Consider the following 17,825-nt stretch of genomic DNA (forward strand, 5'->3'; position numbering starts at 1 on the left):
CTGCGGGTTATGCAGGAATTTGGATTACTAAATATAACCATACTGATAGTCTATATGAGCATTATGATGCTGCTGGGTCTATGGTTTTCCCGCGGCAGGGACACCGCGGAGGACTATTTTCTCGCCGGCAGGAGTATGCCCTGGCTTGTTGTCGGCATGAGCATGTTCGCTTCTCTGACATCGGCAGTTACCTACATCGGCGTGCCGGCAATAGCCTATTATGATAATGTGTCCATATTTTTCGGCGTTATGGCAAGCCTGCTTGTCGCGCCGCTGTTGACGAGAGTGTTCTACTCTATTTATTTACGCGAAAACGTAACCACAAGTTATCAGTACATCGCCTCGCGTTTCGGCCCCGGTGCCAGGTATTGCGTATCGGCTTTATTCGTTCTTACGCGGCTTGGCTGGCTGGGCAATGTCATCTTCGCCCCATCGCTTGCACTCTCTGCGGCAACCGGCATACACCTGAGCTGGTGCATTATCATTATCGGTTTTCTCGCAACGGTTTATACCGTACTCGGCGGGCTCAAAGCGGTGCTCTGGACGGATGTTTTTCAGTTCGTCCTCCTCGCCGGCGGGGCGGTTTTTATCGTGTTCAAGCTCGCGGCTGATGTAGAAGGCGGGTTCGCGGGGATTCTGGCGCAGGCAGCGGAAAACGCCAAACTTGATGTGCTCGATTTTCGGATTGACCTTTTCAAAATGACCGCCGCGATCGCATTGTTTTCGTACCTGCTTTCATTCATGCAGGATTACGGCGTTGACCAGGTAACCGTTCAGCGGCTTATATCAGTAGGCAGCATCAGGGGAATAAAAAAGGCCGTTTATTTTAACGCTTTTACCGATATTATTATAAACGCCGTGCTGCTCTTCATCGGGCTGGGACTGTTTGCTTTCTTCAAGACGACGGCCCTGCCCGAGGATGTACAGGGCAGTGCAATCCTGCCGCACTATATTGTAAACTATCTGCCGGCAGGGATTTCCGGACTGATCGTCACTGCCATATTCGCCGCGGCGATGTCAAGCCTGGATTCAGGCATCAACTCTGTTTCAACCGTTATTGTAAACGACTTTATTGTACCGTTAAAAAAGGGTGTATCTGAGCATCAGAAAGTGGCGATTGGAAGGCTGCTGACATTCGTGCTGGGAATAATCGCGATCATAAGCGCCTTCTATGCCGGCAGGATCGGCGATATTGTAAAGGTTACAAGCTCGTTTCTGGGCATGTTTTCCGCGCCTGTGCTTGTATTGTTTCTTGCAGGGATTCTCAGCCGCAAATGCACATTTTTGCACTGGGTGCCGGGCCTGGCGGTTTCTCTCTGCGTCTCGTTCTACCTTCAGCAATTCACGCAGGTTCACTGGATATATTATTTCCCGGCAGGCTTTATTTCCTGTTTTGGGGTGACGGTTCTGGGATTGCTGTTCTTTGCAAAGAACAATAATGCGCAAGCCTGATCCGGCATGGAGCTTAAAACGCCGCTGTCATTACTGCCGTTGCATATGCTTTTCGATCTTCGCGGAAAGCCGGGCAAAAGATTCTATTACCTCACTTCCGCTGAGCCGCATTATCTGCTGTTTTGACCATTTTTTGATGTTGCCGTTGTAGAGTATTACGTAATCTGTGCTCTCGCCGAGCTGCTGCTGGTTTAACCTGAACGCCTCACGCGCAAGCCGTTTGAGTCGGTTCCGTGCAACCGCTTTGCCGTATTTTCTTCCGACAGTAACGCCAACCCGTTTGATCTCCAGCTCATTTTTGAGCGCATAAACACTCAGCAGCCCGTCGCGGCGGCTTATGCCTCGTTTTAAAACCCGGCTGAAGCAGTTGTTATTTGAGATTCGCTGTTTTTTTGTCAGTTTCATGCGGCTCATGGTTAAATATGCTAACCATTGCCGCGGCTTTATCAATTATATTTTCGGTTTTCGCCGTCGCTGCGGGGCCAAATGTTTCTTGACATACAGGCGTATAAGATTATGATACCTGTCTTTAAAATACATAATAACAAGGTGTAACATAATGTCTGAAAATAAAAAGAACTATCGTAAAACTTTAAATCTGCCCGGCACTTCGTTTTCGATGAAGGCCAATCTGACCCAGAAGGAGCCTCAGCTCCAGAAAAAATGGGATAAGACAGATATTTACAACAATACCCGTAAGGCACGTTCCGGCAAGCCGTTGTACATTCTGCATGACGGGCCGCCGTATGCCAACGGTGATATTCACATGGGGCATGTGATAAACAAGGTTCTCAAAGACATTGTTGTCAAATACAAGACAATGACCGGTTTTGACTCGCCTTACATCCCGGGCTGGGACTGCCACGGACTGCCGATAGAGGTCAAGGTGATGGCAGAGCTTGGCGACAAGGCCAAGGGCATGAGCAAGCCGCAGATCCGTAACCTGTGCAAGAAATACGCAAGCAAATATGTCCGGCTCCAGAGCAAACAGTTCAAGTCGCTGGGCGTATTCGCCGATTATGATAACCCGTATCTTACGATGATACCGGCCTATGAAAAAAATATCCTCGAGATATTTGCCAAACTCGTTGAGAGGGGGCTGGTCTATAAACAGCTCAAGCCCATACACTGGTCTATCGGCTGCGAGACGGCACTGGCGGATGCCGAGCTGGAGTATAAAGATATTCCCTCGCCGAGCATTCATGTTAATTTTCCGCTTGAGCAGGCCTCCTGCGCCAAAGCCGTTGAGCTTGGACTCGCCCAGTCGCCGGAAGATAATATCTCTCTGATGATATGGACGACAACCCCCTGGACACTTGCCGCCAACCTCGCGGTCGCGGCGCATCCGCGTATCGAATACCGCGGCATTTCTTATGAAAAAGACGGCAGAAAAACCGTGTCGATTGTTGCCGCTGACCGTGTCGCGGCGGTAATGGCTGCCGGCGGTCTTGACGATTCAAACTGCCGCGTATCAGAGGCTAAGGTTACTGGTGAGCAGCTCGAAGGCATGAGATACACTCATCCCTATGTTCCCGCAAATCCAACTGAAAAAGACGCTTACATGGTTATCGCTGCCGATTACGTGACCACCGAAGACGGCACGGGCCTTGTTCATATCGCACCGGGCCATGGTGTTGATGACTATCTTGCCGGCATGAAATACGGCCTTGAAATATACTCACCCGTGCTCGCCGACGGCAGCTACGATGAAACCGTGCCGGATTTTCTCAAAGGCCGCAAAGTTCTTAAGGTTGATCCGGTTGTCATTGAAAAACTCGAAGAGATTGACGCACTGTTCGCGAAAAGTCAGTTTATGCACAGCTATCCGCATTGCTGGCGAAGCGGTATGCCGGTTATCTTCAGGGCAACAGAGCAGTGGTTTGTCAGTGTTGACCGTGAAATAGATGATTACGGCAAGTCTCTGCGGCAGATGTCGCTGGATTCTGCGCCCGAGGTTAATTGGATACCTTCCTGGGGAGAGAAACGTATCAGAGGTATGCTCGAATCCCGCCCGGACTGGTGCATAAGCCGTCAGAGGGTCTGGGGGCTGCCGATACCGGCGTTTTATAACTCCCAGGGACAAACGCTCATGAATGCCGAGACTCTCGCCGCGACAGCAGAGCATATCGGCAAAAAAGGCTCGGACAGCTGGTTTACTGATTCGCCCAGGGAAATACTCGGCGAAGACTTCGAATTGCCCGAGGGTTTCAGCTGGGATGACCTGTATAAAGAAGAAAATATTTTTGATGTATGGTTTGAGTCCGGCTGCAGCTGGTACAATGTTACCCAAAGATGCGGCTGGCCGGTGCCGGTTGATTTGTATTTAGAGGGCAGTGACCAGCACAGAGGCTGGTTCCAGCTTTCATTGCTGCCGGCGCTTGGCGCGGTTGGAAAACCCCCGTTCAAAAATGTGCTCACTCACGGCTTTACCGTCGATTCAGAGGGCCGTAAACAGTCAAAATCGCTTGGGAATTATGTCAACGCCCAGGAAGAAGCCCAAAAATACGGTGCGGATATCCTGCGTCTCTGGGTTTCGAGCGTAAATTACCAGGAAGACATGAGATGCAGCGATGAGCTCATCGGCAGACTCCAGGACGCATACAGAAAAATCAGAAACACCCTGCGGTACCTGATGGGTAATACATCAGATCTGGATGCCTCGCAGAAAGTCGCTTATGATGATATGCTCCCGCTGGATAAGTGGGCGTATCAGAAGTACTTAAAGCTCGTAAGCGATGTGAAGGATTCTTATGAGAGCTTCAATCTTCATAAGGTTTTCAACCTGATTTACAACTTCTGCACGGTTGACATGAGTAATATATATCTGGACGTACTCAAAGACCGGCTCTACTGCGACCCCGCAAAGAGCCTATCGAGGCGGAGTGCCCAGACTGCTATGTCCGAGATACTAAGCGGGCTTGTGCGGCTGCTGGCACCTATTCTTGTGCATACTGCCGAAGAAGCCTGGGCGGCCCTTGGAAACGAAGACACGGTTCATCTGGCAGAAATGCCCGATGTTGACGCCGCGGATATTGACAGCGAACTGCTCAACCAGTGGGACTGCGTCTTCGAAATCCGTGATGAAGCGCTCAGGTGCCTTGAAGGGCTTCGCCAAAAACAGGAAATAGCAAGCAACCAGGAAGCTGATATGGCAGTAAAGACCTCAGACAAAAAAACTTACGACATACTTCAGAGCATTGGTGAAGAGGGTTTTGCCATGCTGTGCATTGTCAGCGGAGCAAAATTTGAGCTTGCTGACGGCGGAGAGACAACCGTCTTAGCGGCAAAATCTGCAAACCTGCGTTGTGAACGATGCTGGAACCATCGCTCTTCAATCGGCAGCATTGACGCTTACCCCGACCTGTGTCAAAGGTGTGCGGATGTTGTCGCTCAGTGCGAGCAGGTTTAGATTTGTCTGTTCCCGCGGCTTCAGCAGGAATATCTTCCTTAAAGCCGTGTAAATAAAAAACTAACGCAAGAACCGTGAAGGCTCCTCGGAGCAGCGGGCGAAAAATGCGCTGAATTCAAATGACCAATACCAGATGTTTTTCTCCGGTATGGTTGTTCTTGTACGTAAAAACATGATAATCTTTTTAACAAAGGAGTTAATATGGACTTATTCGAAGCAATACAGAAAAGACACAGTTACCGCGGCGATTACACAGACCGGCAGGTTTCAAGAGACGATCTCGTAAAAATTGTCAAAGCCGGTTTGCTGGCGCCAAGCGGCAAAAATTGCCAGACCACCCGCTTTGTAATTGTCGATGATCCGGATATTATCGAAAAAATCAAAGGAATGCACCCCGGCAACAAGGCATTTCAGCAGGCAAAAGCGTATATACTCTGCGTCATAGATAAAGCCCCTGAAGCTATTTATGAAGGTTTTTCCTTCGAGGTAGAGGATTGTGCGGCGGCGGTTGAGAATATGCTGCTCTCAATCACTGCCCTCGGTTACGCATCGGTATGGATTGACGGCTGGCTCAGGGTGGAAAACAGGGCGGAGAAAATCGGACAACTTCTTGGCGTGCCGGAAGATAAGGTTGTCAGGATAATTCTGCCCGTTGGTGTTGCCGCGGAAGAAAAATCTCAGCCCGAGAAGCTGCCACTTGAGAAGCGGGCATCATTTAATTCATGGAATCTGTGAAAATAATTTAGGCATTCCGAAAATTTTTTAAAGTTTTTATAAATTATATTTGCATAATAGTAGTATAGTTTATATATTATACAAAGTCAATAGGAATAACGGAGTTTAAATATGAAACTATCTACCAGAAGCAGGTATGGAATAAGAGGCATGCTCGAACTTGCGATAAGTTACGGCAAGGGCCCTGTCCAGATTAAATCGATCGCCGATGTCGAAGGGATATCGGTAAAATATCTTGAACAGCTGATCTCTCAGCTCAAGGCCGCAGGCCTTGTCAGGAGTGTAAGAGGCCCCAAGGGCGGTTATATCCTGGCAGAAGAGCCGGCAAAAATAACTCTTTTTAAGGTCTTCCAGGTATTGGAAGGGCCTGTGATCCCGTTGGAATGTCTCGATGAGTCCGGCGGCGGCAGTTGCGACCGCGTCGCCGAATGCATACTCAGACCGGTATGGAAAGACCTTCGTGATGCCGTTAAGGGTGTCTTGACAAAGGTTACTTTTCAGGACCTTGTCGATAAGGTTAATTCCGGCGAGCAGTTGGACTTCCAGATATAAAAGAGACGGCTGATATTTATTGTCAGCTCATTGGCCTTTGATTTTATCTAAGGCCGGCAAAACAGGAGATTATAAATGAGTATTTATGAGAACATAACACAATGTGTCGGCAATACGCCGCTTGTAAAAATAATAACCGGCGCCGCCAATGCGGAGCTGCTGGGCAAATGTGAGTTTATGAACCCATGCTCAAGCGTGAAAGACCGGATCGGTCTTGCAATGATAGAAGACGCGGAAAAACGCGGCCTTCTTGACAGGCGCACAATCATAGTAGAGCCGACCAGCGGCAATACAGGAATTGCGCTTGCATTTGTTTGTGCCAGCAAAGGTTACAGGCTTATTTTGACAATGCCCGAATCGATGAGCATAGAACGCAGACGGCTGCTGGCGATGCTTGGAGCCGAACTTGTATTGACCCCGGCCGACCAGGGCATGAAGGGTGCTATTGATGAGGCCAAGAAAATTACGCTTGAGTCCGGTGACGCGTTTATGCCCAGCCAGTTCACGAACCCTGCCAACCCAAAGGTTCATGCCGCGACAACTGCCCGGGAGATACTTCGGGATACCGACGGCAAGGTGGATTATTTTGTTGCCGGAGTAGGCACCGGCGGAACGCTTACCGGCTGCGGAAGTGTCCTGAAAGAGAAAAATCCCGACGTAAAAGTCATTGCCGTTGAGCCTGTTGATTCTCCGGTAATATCCGGCGGCGACCCAGGGCCGCATAAAATACAGGGTATCGGTGCAGGTTTTATCCCGGATAACCTCAATATGGATATTATTGATGAAGTTATTCAGGTAGATTTCGACGATGCCTGCAAGACCGCCCGCAAGATTGCCTCTGCTGAGGGACTTCTTGTCGGTATCAGCGCCGGTGCAAACGTGTGGGCGGCCCAGCAGATAGCAGCCAGAGAAGACAGCGACGGCAAGATAATAGTAACAATCCTCTGTGATACCGCAGAGAGGTATCTTTCTACAGACCTTTTCGCGGGGCTGAGTTAATATATTCTTCAGGTATAAAGCCTGTATGGTAAACAATGAAAAATAATGAACTTAAAAAATACGTAGATAAGATATCTGCGACATATAAAGACGACAAGGGCATCAATTTTATTGATGTTAACAATCTTCCCCAGCGCGAGAAGATTATAGAGATTCTCGAGCTGATTATGGAAGTTGTATTCCCCGGCTATACCGGCAAACGCCCTGTTACAAAGTGGAATATCAACTATATTCTCGGTGACATAATCAGCCAGGTATATACAGACCTTGTCGATCAGTCCGAAAAGGCTTTGCAGCATCTTTGCAGAATCAAAAAAGACTGCGACCGCAGCCAGTGCAGGCAAATGGCTCAAAAGGCAGTTGACCATCTGCTCAATGAGCTGCCCAATATTCGCGAAATCTTAAAGACAGATGTAAATTCAGCTTACGACGGCGACCCGGCGGCTCAGTCGTTTGAAGAGATAATAATAAGCTACCCGGGAATCATAGCCATTGCCACCCACCGGGTAGCCCATGAGCTCTACAAATCAAATATCCCGCTGATACCCCGTATAATGAGTGAATATGCCCACAAAACTACGGGCATTGATATTCACCCGGGGGCCGAAATTGGCGCGAATTTCTTTATTGATCACGGCACAGGTGTCGTGATTGGCGAGACTGCTGTTATCGGCAGTAATGTCAAAATATACCAGGGTGTAACACTTGGAGCCCTGAGTTTTCCTAAGGATGAGCGGGGCCGCGTTATAAAAGGCGGTAAGCGCCACCCGACGATAGAGGATAACGTCACTATCTATGCAGAAGCAACGATCCTGGGTGATGTTGTTATCGGCAGAGATTCGGTTATCGGCGGCAACACCTGGGTCAAGGATCCCGTGCCCGCCGGACACAGGGCGGTCATAACACACACGGGAACTGCCATCAGAAAACCTGGAAGCAAAAAACCCCGGACAAAAAACAATGAATAATATTGCTGAAAAAATAAATAAACTGCGAAAAGAAAAAAACGCCGTCATTCTCGCGCATAACTATGTGCCCGGCGATGTCCAGGATATCGCTGATTTTGCCGGTGATTCGCTGGGCCTTAGCAAACAGGCGGCAGAGACAGATGCCGATTTGATAGTCTTTTGCGGCGTTCATTTCATGGCAGAGACCGCGTCTATCCTCTCGCCGGAAAAAACAGTTCTAATACCCGATAGGACCGCCGGCTGTCCGATGGCGGATATGATAACCGCAGAGCAGCTTAAGGCATTCAAAGAAGAGCACCCGCAGGCTCTGGTTGTCTGTTATGTCAACAGCACAGCAGAGGTTAAGGCGCTCAGTGATTACTGCTGCACCAGCGGAAACGCGGTCGAGCTTGTAAAGGCTCTGCCGGCGGATAAAGAGATAATCTTCGTGCCGGACAAGAATCTCGGCGCTTTTGTACGTGAGAGAACCGGCAGAAACATCATACTCTGGCCGGGCTACTGCCCAACACATGTTGTCATAACGCTGGACAAACTGCAGACGGTAAAATCGCAGCATCCTGATGCTGTGGTGCTGGCGCACCCCGAGTGCCCGCCGGCGACCTGGCCGGAGGCGGATTTTCTCCTGAGTACCGGCCAGATGCTTGGGCACGCAGAGCAGTCAGAGGCAAAGAAATTTATCATAGCAACAGAGCCGGGAATTATACACGCACTTAAAAAACGCTGCCCGGATAAAGAATTCATTGAGGCATGTGAGACCATCTGCCCCAATATGAAAAAGCTAACACTCGAAAAACTGCTATGGTCTCTTGAGCGTGATGAGTACGAAGTCAAGGTGGAAAAGGAAGTTGCGCAAAAAGCAAGCCGGGCTCTCATGCGAATGCTCGAGGTGCTGCCGGCAACAAGCACCAGAAAAAGCAACTAAAACACAAGCCGGTCATTTGTCTTAGTTGAAATAAAAACCATCCTGCAAGTGTATATTTGACTTGCAAAATAACATAAAAATACTATACTTATATATGAAAAGCCAAACGGCTTATTGGAGATAAAAAATGACAGATGAAAGAAAATTACATGTAGATACGCTGGCATTGCACGCCGGATTTGATTTTGACCCGGTTACAAACTCATGCGCAGTGCCGATATACCAGACCACCGCGTATGTTTTTAACGACAGTCAGCACGCGGCAGACCTTTTTGAGCTGAAGAAATTCGGCAATATTTACAGCCGCATAGGAAACCCGACCTGCGATATTCTGGAAAAACGCGTCGCTGCCATGGAGGGCGGAGCGGCTTCGGTCGCTGTAAGCTCCGGAATGGCGGCGATTTCTTCGGTTATCCTCACGCTTTGCCAGGCGGGGGATAATATCGTCGCTTCCAATTCCCTTTACGGCGGTACCGTTACGCTTTTGAGCCAGAATCTGGTTAAATACGGCATAACTACAACATTTGTAGAGGGCTCCGATCCGCAGAATTTCGCTGATGCAATAAATGACAAGACAAAGATCGTTTATATAGAATCGCTTGCCAACCCGCGCAACAATGTCCTGGATTATGACAGGATCGCGCAGGTTGCCCACGAGAAAGGCGTTGCGCTTGTCTGCGATAATACCGTTACCTCGCCGATACTTTTTAATCCGATCGAGCACGGCGCGGATATTGTCGTGCACAGCTGTACAAAGCTATTTGACGGCCAGGGATGCAGTGTCGGCGGGATTGTCGTTGATTCTGGTAAGTTCCCCTGGGATAACGGCAGGTATCCGGCTTTTACCAAGCCCGATCCGAGCTATCACGGGATAGTCTATCACGAGCAGTTTAAAGAAATCGCCTTTATCGTGAAACTGCGTACCCAGACGCTGAGGGATTTCGGAATGTGTATGTCGCCCTTCAACGCGTTCCAGTTCATTAACGGCCTTGGAACGCTGCACCTGCGTATTACCAAACAATCTGAAAATGCCCTTGAGCTTGCCCAGTATCTTGAAAAGCATCCCTTAGTCAGCTGGGTCAATTACCCCGGGCTAAAGTCGCACCCTGATTATAAACTCGCAAAAAAATACTTCCCAAAAGGCAAGGGCGCGATTCTCGGATTCGGTATCAAAGGCGGTATCGAGGCGGGCAAAAAATTCATAGAAAATGTGAAGATCGCCAAACATCTTGCAAATCTGCTCGATAGCAGGACGCTCGTGATTCATCCGGCAAGTACAACCCACCAGCAGCTCTCCGAAGCGGAACAGCTCGCCGGCGGCGTAACACCGGATTTCATACGTGTCTCAGTCGGCGCAGAGCATATCGATGATATAAAAGCTGATTTTGACTCTGCCCTGAAGGCAAGTCAATAACATATAAACAGGAGATAATTCATGTGGGATTACACAGATAAAGTAAAAGATCATTTTCTCAATCCACAGAACGTAGGTGAGATTGAGAATCCCGACGGTGTCGGGCAGGTCGGCTCGCTGGCCTGTGGAGACGCTTTGAAACTGATGTTCAAAGTAGATGCAGAAGGGCGAATAGCCGATGTTAAATTCAAAACATTCGGCTGCGCTTCGGCGATTGCCTCGGCATCCGCCCTGACTGAAATTATAAAAGGAATGAAAATCGAAGAAGCCGCCAAGGTCACCAACAAGGATATAGCAGAATTTCTCGGCGGCCTGCCGGATCAGAAAATGCACTGTTCGGTTATGGGGCGTGAAGCGCTCGAGGCGGCTATCGATAATTACAAAACCGGTACCACACAGACACACGAGCTCAAAGGCAAAGTTGTCTGCAAGTGTTTCGGCATAACCGAAGAAGAAATAAAACGCATCGTTCGGGAAAATAATCTCACAGACGTTGATGAGGTTATGAACTACTGCAAGGCCGGCGGCGGCTGCAGGGCGTGTCGGCCTGAGATAGCCGAAATAATCGAGGGTATTACCGGTTCCAAGGCTGATGCCGGCGAAAAACCCTATGAGAAACCTCAGAAACTTACAAATATCCAGAAAATCCAGCTCATACAGAAGTGTATTGACGAGCAGATACGGCCGGCACTGCGTGCCGACGGCGGAGACCTGGAACTGATAGATGTTATCGGCGATGAGGTCATCGTGGCATTTCGGGGGATGTGTGCGGGCTGTCCAAGCTCCAAAATCACCATGAAGGATGTGGTGGAAGCACGCCTTCACGAGTTTGTCAGTGACGATTTAACCGTTGTACAGGAAAAATGAGTGAGGCGATAATGAATACATATTATTTTGATAACAACGCCACAACCCGGGTATGTGATGAGGTTTTCGAAGAGATCAAGCCTTACTTCTGCCAGATGTACGGCAACCCCTCGAGTATGCATCAGTTCGGCGGCGAAGTTGGGCATAAAATCAGAGAATCGCGGCAGAGAGTCGCTTCTATTCTGGGCTGCAAGCAGGCAGAGGTTATCTTCACCAGCTGCGGCACAGAAAGCGACAACATGGCGATAAGAGGCATCGCCGAGGCCAACCCCTCAAAGATGAAAATCGTAACCAGCAGGGTAGAGCACCCGGCGGTGCTGGCGACATGCCGCTCATTTACCGAACACGGCTATGATGTAGTAGAAGTCGGTGTTGATGAGAAGGGCCGTTTAGACCTTGACGAGCTCGAGGACGCTGTTGACGAAAACACGGCAATAGTAACGATAATGCACGCTAATAATGAGACCGGGACAATATTTCCCGTGGACAAGGCCGCTCAGATAGCACACGCCAAGGGAGCGGTTTTTCACACTGACGCAGTTCAGTCAGTGGGCAAGATACCGGTGAACATGGCCGAATCCGAGATTGATATGCTCAGCATCTCCGGCCATAAACTCCACGCGCCAAAAGGCGTTGGAGCGTTGTTCGTCCGCAAGGGTACCCGTTTTAAGCCATACATGACCGGCGGGCACCAGGAAAACGGCCGCAGGGCGGGCACGGAAAACGCCGCGGGAATCATCGGCCTGGGCAAGGCGTGCGAAGTTGCCCAGCGTGATATGGAGCTGGAAAACACACAGGTAAAATCGCTTCGCGATAAGCTCGAGACTGCCGTTATGAAAGAGTGCGGCCAGTGCAGGATTAACGGCGACCCGGAAAACCGGCTGCCAAATACCACCAATATCAGCTTTGAGCTCATAGAGGGCGAATCAATTCTGCTTATGCTCGATCAATTCGGGATATGTGCCAGCAGCGGCTCGGCGTGTACGTCCGGCTCACTTGAGCCCTCGCACGTGCTGCGTGCGATGGGTGTGCCGTTCACCGCGGCGCACGGGTCAGTGCGTTTCAGCCTGAGTAAGTACACCACCGAGCAGGAAGTGGATTTCGTTATCGAGAAGCTGCCTCCGATAATAAAGCGGCTTAGAGAACTTTCCCCGTTTACCTAAAAGGCGAAATGGCTCGAAAAAGAATAGAATCCAGACTGCGAAACTACGGCATCTACACAAAATGGGACAGAAAAAGCTCTGATCTCCCTCAGATAAAAGAGTTTACACACACAATCCCCGCAGTCGAAAATATTGAATTCGGTTATATCGCAAACATCCGCGGCGGACGCGGCAAACTGCTCGAGTTTACTATAGAACACCCGCCGATACTCGACAGCGAGGGCAAAGAGCTGCCGGTTTTTGAGGGAACAGAGCAGATATCATCAAATGATTACAATTTCTATCTCGGCGATTGCGTCTGGCAGCCGGTAGAGGAGAAATGCGGCACCTGGACAATGACCATCAGCTGCTGCGGCGAAGAGCTCGAACGTATGAGTTTCCAGGTTGTGCCGGCATCAGGTAACGCCGCTGAATAAAACTCGTTTTCTAAACCGCTGTATTGCAGGCCCGGGCTTTAGCTGTGCCGCGTTCTCTGTGAAAGCAGAATCAGATTTCGCAGCATATTCTCATCTCTGGCGGACATCCATTTCTTCATAAAATCCTTCTGCTGGGTAATCTGGGCAATCGCCATAAGCGCCCGCAGATGATAATTTCTCTCATCTTTGGTACCTGCCAGGACAAATACGCAATGGACAGGCTCGGGAGATTTCGAGAAATGTATGCCGTCTATTGAACGAACCATCATGACATGAAACGCGTTTTCCCCGTCAATTATGATGTGCGGTATCGCAAGGCCGGTATCGATGACAGTTGAGCTTTGCTCTTCACGTTCGCAGAGTTTCTCGAAAAAGTAATCTTCCCTGTTACCGGCAAAATCGGCGAATTCCGCCCCGATTCTGTGGAACAGCTCCATATGCTCACAGGCTGGAATGTCGATGATTCGGCAGTTGTGAACCAGCTCGTCAAAGCGGTCCTGTACAATCTCATCACGCTCCAGCAGTATTTCCCGAAGCTCGTCTTCGAGGTCGGTGCTTTGGAGTTTGAGCTGTTTGTTTGTGATCCTCTCGGCTATGTGCATAACGGCACTCTGCTGGGAGACGGCTCGTGAGACGTAGATGAAATACCACGCCGCCGATACAACCAAAAACGCCCCCGATATAATAAGCGGTACCGCACCCATAGAAAGTATAAGGCCGATATAAACAATTATCGCAAAAACCTGAACATACGGATATCCTGAAAATCTAAACGCCGGCCGGTATGACTGAAGCCCGCTCATTCTCATTACAATTACGCTTAGATTCACCAGTGCAAAGAGTATAATCATCAGCGTCGAGGCGGTCTTTACAAGAAGTTTGAGATCCAGCAGTATTATAGTGGCCATCATAAATACCGCTGTAAAAATTATGCTGTTTACCGGAACCGCGTTTTTTCTTGAAATTGCCGAGAAAAACGGGGGCAGCAGTTTGTCCCTGCCCATCGCCAGCAGTGACCGCGAGGCTGACATGATTCCGGCATTGGCTGTGGTTATAAACGCGGTCATCGCCGCTGCGGCTAAGAGGGCCTTGCCCCAGCCGCCCATAAACAGCATCGCGGCAGATGAAATAGGCGTCAGAGAGCCCGAAAGTTTCTCTGCGTCCATAACACCAACCGTAACCGCGGTTACCGCGAAATAAAGGAATGAAACTATAAACCACGCGGTGAGCATACCCAGCGGGATATTCCTTCCCGGGTCATGTATTTCTTCGGATACCGCCGCGACCTTTGTAAAGCCGCCGTAGCTGACAAACACCATTCCCGTTACGGAAAACAGCTGCAACAAGCCCATGTCGGGCTTGAAAAACGGTGAAAATTTTTCAACTTTGATTGAGGCGCTTCCGAAAGCTACAAACAATATAAGTATGACAAGCAGTACTGCCACCAATGCGATCTGGAACAGGCTTGCGTGTTTTGTGCCGCTTAAGTTCAGCAGTGAAAAAGCTATACAACCCCCGCACGCAATAATCCTCATCAAAAACTCACCCTGTCCCGTGTCAATGTTCAGCACGTATCCCAGAAATAATTCAATAAACGCCGCCATACCAACCAGTGCGAACGCGGCTTTCAGTGAAACCGAAAACCAGTCCGCAAGGCCGCAGAACAGCCCCGAGGCCGAGCCGAGGCTGCGGGCGATGAAAAAGTAGGAGCCGCCGGCCTTAGGCATGGCAGTGGCAAGCTCTGACTGCGAAAGTCCCGCAGGCAGGGCCAGGAGCGATGCCAGTATGTAGATCAGGATAACAGAGGGGCCGGAGTAGGCAAAAACAAGCCCGGGAAGGACAAACAGACCCGAACTTATCATTGCTCCGGAAGCCAGGCAAAAGATGTCAATCGCCCCGAGTCCTTTCTTGAGCTTCTGCATTCGCAACCTTTTCTTTTAAAATGTTTTATGCCAGAGCCGCCGCGGGAATCAGCTGTTGAGTGCTTTATCCTTTGCGATAACCGCTTCGGTCTGTTTTCTGCGAAATTCTATGACTTTGGCCTCCATGTCTTTATCGCCGGCAGCGAGAATCTGCGCCGCGAATACCGCCGCGTTTTTGGCGCCGGCTTTGCCGATAGCCATGCCTGCTACGGGCACGCCCGGCGGCATCTGAACGGTGCTCAAAAGCGCATCAAGGCCGCAGGGGCCCTCGCTTGCCTGCATTGGGACGCCGATTATGGGAAGATGGCTTCTTCCGGCCAGAGCGCCTGCAAGGTGAGCCGCCATGCCTGCCGCGGCGATTATGACTTTTATCCCGCGCTGCGGGGCGGTCTCGGCGAATTCATCAGCCGCGGCCGGTGTTCTGTGGGCGGATATTACCCGAACTTCCGGCTCGATGCCGAACTCTTTCAACTGGTCGATGCAACGCTGCATTACGGGAAGGTCACTGTCAGAACCCATTACCACTGCTACACTTGAGGCGTTTTTTGTTTCCGTCATAGGCATTTGTTCCTTTTTAGCAAAATATAATTGGCTTACTCACTGTATATACGAAACCATTGTGTATTTTCCCGATATGGTTTTCGGGTATCCTTATAAGCGTATTATAGCAAAACCCGCAGGCCAAGTAAATACTTGTATCTAAAATTCCGCACCAGAGCCGCGACAGTAATGGAGCGGTTACGCAAACACAATGTATCACGCAAGATACCAGAATAACCTCAGGCAACTGTAAACGGTAGAAACTCCATACAGTTATTCGGCTACCAAACCCGCGCCGGGTTGCCGGCATTACCGCTCATTCACATTCGCGGCTCGGGTTGCTGCGAAATACACCACCACAGCCGCGACAGTAATGGAGCGGTTACTCCTCGAGCGTATTTGGACGGGAATGAATCTTTATACTTTGCTTTTTCTGCATAGAAATAGCCCGCCCAGGCCCAGGATAGCCATTGTCGCCGGTTCCGGTGCAACAACCAACCCTTTGGATGAACTGTCCAGTATCTCGGATGTCTGTGCATTATTAAGTATGAAATGAGGCTCCGATGTGATGTATTGAAGTGTATAAATATTTGAACCAAAGGCAACAATATCTACATCGTCGCCGAAAGTCAGCTCCTCGGTATAGAAAGAGATCGTAAAACCACCGTAGTTGACTGAATTGTTCACAACATTTTGGAAAGAACCCAGAAATTGATTAGAAGAATCATAAAAACTTACGTTGAGGTCGCTGATTCCGCTGCCGGAACTGCTCGAATATGAGATTGTGCGGTAATCGGAATCATACGTCATTGAACCGAGCACCTTGCAGCCGCCATCACCCGACCAGGAAAAATTGACTGTTTCCCAGACGGCAGAAGGCACCCACCCGAAAGACATTGTGGCAAATAAAGCCAATACTAACACTGATAATCTCTTCATAACAAATTCCCTTTCTAAAAATAAAGTGAATAAAATATTAAAAAGTTACATTTAGCTAAATACGCACTTTAACCTGTAATTAAATGGCATTACCGGTTGCTGTGCTCATCGCGGAAGCAAATACCGCAGATGAAAACAGATTTCAATAGGGTTGGTGGAATGAAGAACCAGTGTTTAGCTTTTGTGTTTAGAATTCCCGTAATGATGCAAAATAACCAAATCTATTTTTGCGGGGGGATATTCTGGATACAAATCTAATACAACTGTAAAAACAGTTTTTCAACTGCGTTCTACAAAGTTTAATTATACATCTTGCACATTCCCGTTTTCCCTTGCTGTCAAACAGCTCGAATTTTCCATACCAATTTATTACGTTATATTCACTCACCCCCTCGCATACTTGAATAAACACCTAAAAACTTAAGAAGTTTGTGATGTTTGTCAAATGAAAAAAACTTTTTTTTAAAAAAATGCGTAAAATAAGAATGATTACCTCTTTTTTATTTTGTAAATGCTGAACAGGATTATTCCTCATCAAAATCAGGATACTGCTCAGGAGACGGCCCTTTTTCTTCTACAATACGGGGATACTTATCATTGTCAGCAGGTTCATTCGCGTTTTCAACAGTAATCTCATGCCACCAGCTGTCACCAAAATCAAAAAGATAAAAGAATACCTGCCCTTTGCGTAAATTCAAAGATTTGATGGTTGCCTTCGATGCGTTGTCGGCCTCACATTTAAATGGGCCTTCATATTCACAGGCATAGGGATGAGTGTATTCATCTGAAGAGTCATAAATTTTTCGAGGATTAAATTTGATTTTAGAGTGAGGAAAATAAAAAGAATACATATGGTCATCATACCTGTCAAATGCATCAAATATAATCTCGTGCAGGTCATGCAGTGTCTGTCCTTCCCTGATGGCTATCTTTCTCCATATCCTTTTCGAGCCAACAATAAAGACCTTCAGAATAAAGACTGAACCTGTATTACTGGAATATTTAGAATAGTCATCTTCAGCATAAATTCCAGAGGACTCCTCCAAATAGTCATAAATATCATATAATGTGGATTTAGCCTCTTGGTCTTCTTCATTATTAGCCAGTTCAGCTAACTGTTCTAAAAACTCATCAAGTTGTTTTTCAGTGAAATAAAGTTCGTAGTCTTGCCCTATTTGAACTCCAATGGAGACCATCCTGAATAGTTCGTGACTGGCAAAAGAGGGTTCATACTTGAGAAGAAATTCTCTGTTCTCACGAGACAGCAATATTTTCATTTTATCATCCATAGAATTTGCACCTTTAATGTAAAATTTGACTTTATCCTGGAAATTTACCATGTCCCTTATTAAATTTCATAAATATATTAAATTATGAAAATGTGAAAGGGATTTTACCAGATAAACATACCTAAATCAATTAAGAATACAGGGAGAACGAAACAGCGTCAGGTCTCTTTTAGATAAAGCAGTGTTATAAGCACTTTTTTTTGACGGGTTTACGTTTGTTTGTCATCTTGTTTGCTTT

At 48.3% G+C, this 17,825-nt stretch carries 16 protein-coding genes; 11 read left to right on the forward strand and 5 right to left on the reverse strand.

Features of this window, described 5'->3' with window-relative positions; all coding sequences use genetic code 11:
* The first annotated feature begins 9 nt into the window (after window positions 1–9).
* Entirely contained in the window at window positions 10–1,452 is a 1,443-nt protein-coding gene (locus SMSP2_RS13395; protein WP_146684542.1) for a sodium:solute symporter family transporter, read from the forward strand.
* Between the two features lie 30 nt (window positions 1,453–1,482).
* On the opposite strand, the gene rnpA is transcribed toward SMSP2_RS13395, so the two are convergent.
* Window positions 1,483–1,857: a ribonuclease P protein component gene (gene rnpA / locus SMSP2_RS13400; RefSeq protein ID WP_186804741.1), complete on the reverse strand. Its 375-nt coding sequence runs from the start codon at window positions 1,855–1,857 to the stop codon at window positions 1,483–1,485.
* A 154-nt stretch (window positions 1,858–2,011) separates the two neighbouring features.
* Here rnpA and ileS point away from each other — a divergent pair, with 154 nt between their 5' ends.
* The 10 genes from ileS to SMSP2_RS13450 all read left to right on the forward strand — a co-directional run bounded on the left by ileS (window position 2,012) and on the right by SMSP2_RS13450 (window position 12,897).
* A complete protein-coding gene (gene ileS / locus SMSP2_RS13405) occupies window positions 2,012–4,861 on the forward strand; it encodes an isoleucine--tRNA ligase (protein ID WP_146684544.1) in 2,850 nt (949 codons plus the stop codon).
* Between the two features lie 201 nt (window positions 4,862–5,062).
* Window positions 5,063–5,596 (forward strand): nitroreductase family protein, encoded by a 534-nt coding sequence (locus SMSP2_RS13410; RefSeq protein WP_146684545.1) that lies wholly within the window; start codon window positions 5,063–5,065, stop codon window positions 5,594–5,596.
* A 111-nt stretch (window positions 5,597–5,707) separates the two neighbouring features.
* Window positions 5,708–6,148, forward strand: coding sequence for an RrF2 family transcriptional regulator (locus SMSP2_RS13415; RefSeq protein WP_146684546.1), 441 nt, complete (start codon window positions 5,708–5,710; stop codon window positions 6,146–6,148).
* Between the two features lie 75 nt (window positions 6,149–6,223).
* Window positions 6,224–7,147: a cysteine synthase A gene (gene cysK / locus SMSP2_RS13420; protein ID WP_146684547.1), complete on the forward strand. Its 924-nt coding sequence runs from the start codon at window positions 6,224–6,226 to the stop codon at window positions 7,145–7,147.
* 35 nt (window positions 7,148–7,182) lie between these two features.
* Window positions 7,183–8,115 carry a serine O-acetyltransferase EpsC gene (gene epsC / locus SMSP2_RS13425; RefSeq protein ID WP_146684548.1) on the forward strand — a complete coding sequence of 311 codons (933 nt, stop codon included), beginning with the start codon at window positions 7,183–7,185 and terminating at the stop codon, window positions 8,113–8,115.
* Window positions 8,108–9,037: a quinolinate synthase NadA gene (nadA, locus tag SMSP2_RS13430; protein ID WP_146684549.1), complete on the forward strand. Its 930-nt coding sequence runs from the start codon at window positions 8,108–8,110 to the stop codon at window positions 9,035–9,037. The genes epsC and nadA overlap by 8 nt, the downstream gene beginning before the upstream one ends.
* Before the next feature lie 127 nt (window positions 9,038–9,164).
* On the forward strand, window positions 9,165–10,451 hold the full coding sequence (locus SMSP2_RS13435) for an O-acetylhomoserine aminocarboxypropyltransferase/cysteine synthase family protein (protein WP_146684550.1): 1,287 nt from the start codon (window positions 9,165–9,167) through the stop codon (window positions 10,449–10,451).
* Window positions 10,452–10,472: 21 nt separating this feature from the next.
* On the forward strand, window positions 10,473–11,318 hold the full coding sequence (gene nifU, locus SMSP2_RS13440; RefSeq protein ID WP_146684551.1) for a Fe-S cluster assembly protein NifU: 846 nt from the start codon (window positions 10,473–10,475) through the stop codon (window positions 11,316–11,318).
* Window positions 11,319–11,329: 11 nt separating this feature from the next.
* Window positions 11,330–12,481 (forward strand): cysteine desulfurase NifS, encoded by a 1,152-nt coding sequence (nifS, locus tag SMSP2_RS13445; protein WP_146684935.1) that lies wholly within the window; start codon window positions 11,330–11,332, stop codon window positions 12,479–12,481.
* A gap of 8 nt (window positions 12,482–12,489) precedes the next feature.
* Entirely contained in the window at window positions 12,490–12,897 is a 408-nt protein-coding gene (locus tag SMSP2_RS13450; protein WP_146684552.1) for a DUF3859 domain-containing protein, read from the forward strand.
* Window positions 12,898–12,935: 38 nt separating this feature from the next.
* Here the strand turns inward: SMSP2_RS13450 and SMSP2_RS13455 are convergent, their stop codons facing one another.
* The 4 genes from SMSP2_RS13455 to SMSP2_RS13470 form a co-directional block, all read right to left on the reverse strand.
* Complete coding sequence (locus SMSP2_RS13455; RefSeq protein ID WP_146684553.1) at window positions 12,936–14,819, reverse strand: amino acid permease; 1,884 nt, start codon at window positions 14,817–14,819, stop codon at window positions 12,936–12,938.
* Window positions 14,820–14,867: 48 nt separating this feature from the next.
* On the reverse strand, window positions 14,868–15,377 hold the full coding sequence (gene purE, locus SMSP2_RS13460) for a 5-(carboxyamino)imidazole ribonucleotide mutase (RefSeq protein ID WP_146684554.1): 510 nt from the start codon (window positions 15,375–15,377) through the stop codon (window positions 14,868–14,870).
* 399 nt (window positions 15,378–15,776) lie between these two features.
* On the reverse strand, window positions 15,777–16,298 hold the full coding sequence (locus tag SMSP2_RS13465) for a PEP-CTERM sorting domain-containing protein (RefSeq protein WP_146684555.1): 522 nt from the start codon (window positions 16,296–16,298) through the stop codon (window positions 15,777–15,779).
* Between the two features lie 524 nt (window positions 16,299–16,822).
* The gene (locus SMSP2_RS13470; protein ID WP_186804742.1) at window positions 16,823–17,587 is read right to left on the reverse strand and encodes a plasmid pRiA4b ORF-3 family protein; all 765 of its coding nucleotides are present in this window, start codon (window positions 17,585–17,587) and stop codon (window positions 16,823–16,825) included.
* Window positions 17,588–17,825: the final 238 nt, after the last annotated feature.

This window comes from Limihaloglobus sulfuriphilus (assembly GCF_001999965.1).
Classification (GTDB): Bacteria; Planctomycetota; Phycisphaerae; order Sedimentisphaerales; family Sedimentisphaeraceae; genus Limihaloglobus; species Limihaloglobus sulfuriphilus.

Bases quoted from the DNA above. Each gene is read 5' to 3' on its own strand.
- SMSP2_RS13395 (WP_146684542.1), top strand. From the start codon at position 10: ATGCAGGAATTTGGATTACTAAATATAACCATACTGATAGTCTATATG.
- rnpA (WP_186804741.1), bottom strand. From the start codon at position 1,857: ATGAAACTGACAAAAAAACAGCGAATCTCAAATAACAACTGCTTCAGC.
- ileS (WP_146684544.1), top strand. From the start codon at position 2,012: ATGTCTGAAAATAAAAAGAACTATCGTAAAACTTTAAATCTGCCCGGC.
- SMSP2_RS13410 (WP_146684545.1), top strand. From the start codon at position 5,063: ATGGACTTATTCGAAGCAATACAGAAAAGACACAGTTACCGCGGCGAT.
- SMSP2_RS13415 (WP_146684546.1), top strand. From the start codon at position 5,708: ATGAAACTATCTACCAGAAGCAGGTATGGAATAAGAGGCATGCTCGAA.
- cysK (WP_146684547.1), top strand. From the start codon at position 6,224: ATGAGTATTTATGAGAACATAACACAATGTGTCGGCAATACGCCGCTT.
- epsC (WP_146684548.1), top strand. From the start codon at position 7,183: ATGAAAAATAATGAACTTAAAAAATACGTAGATAAGATATCTGCGACA.
- nadA (WP_146684549.1), top strand. From the start codon at position 8,108: ATGAATAATATTGCTGAAAAAATAAATAAACTGCGAAAAGAAAAAAAC.
- SMSP2_RS13435 (WP_146684550.1), top strand. From the start codon at position 9,165: ATGACAGATGAAAGAAAATTACATGTAGATACGCTGGCATTGCACGCC.
- nifU (WP_146684551.1), top strand. From the start codon at position 10,473: ATGTGGGATTACACAGATAAAGTAAAAGATCATTTTCTCAATCCACAG.
- nifS (WP_146684935.1), top strand. From the start codon at position 11,330: ATGAATACATATTATTTTGATAACAACGCCACAACCCGGGTATGTGAT.
- SMSP2_RS13450 (WP_146684552.1), top strand. From the start codon at position 12,490: ATGGCTCGAAAAAGAATAGAATCCAGACTGCGAAACTACGGCATCTAC.
- SMSP2_RS13455 (WP_146684553.1), bottom strand. From the start codon at position 14,819: ATGCAGAAGCTCAAGAAAGGACTCGGGGCGATTGACATCTTTTGCCTG.
- purE (WP_146684554.1), bottom strand. From the start codon at position 15,377: ATGACGGAAACAAAAAACGCCTCAAGTGTAGCAGTGGTAATGGGTTCT.
- SMSP2_RS13465 (WP_146684555.1), bottom strand. From the start codon at position 16,298: ATGAAGAGATTATCAGTGTTAGTATTGGCTTTATTTGCCACAATGTCT.
- SMSP2_RS13470 (WP_186804742.1), bottom strand. From the start codon at position 17,587: ATGGATGATAAAATGAAAATATTGCTGTCTCGTGAGAACAGAGAATTT.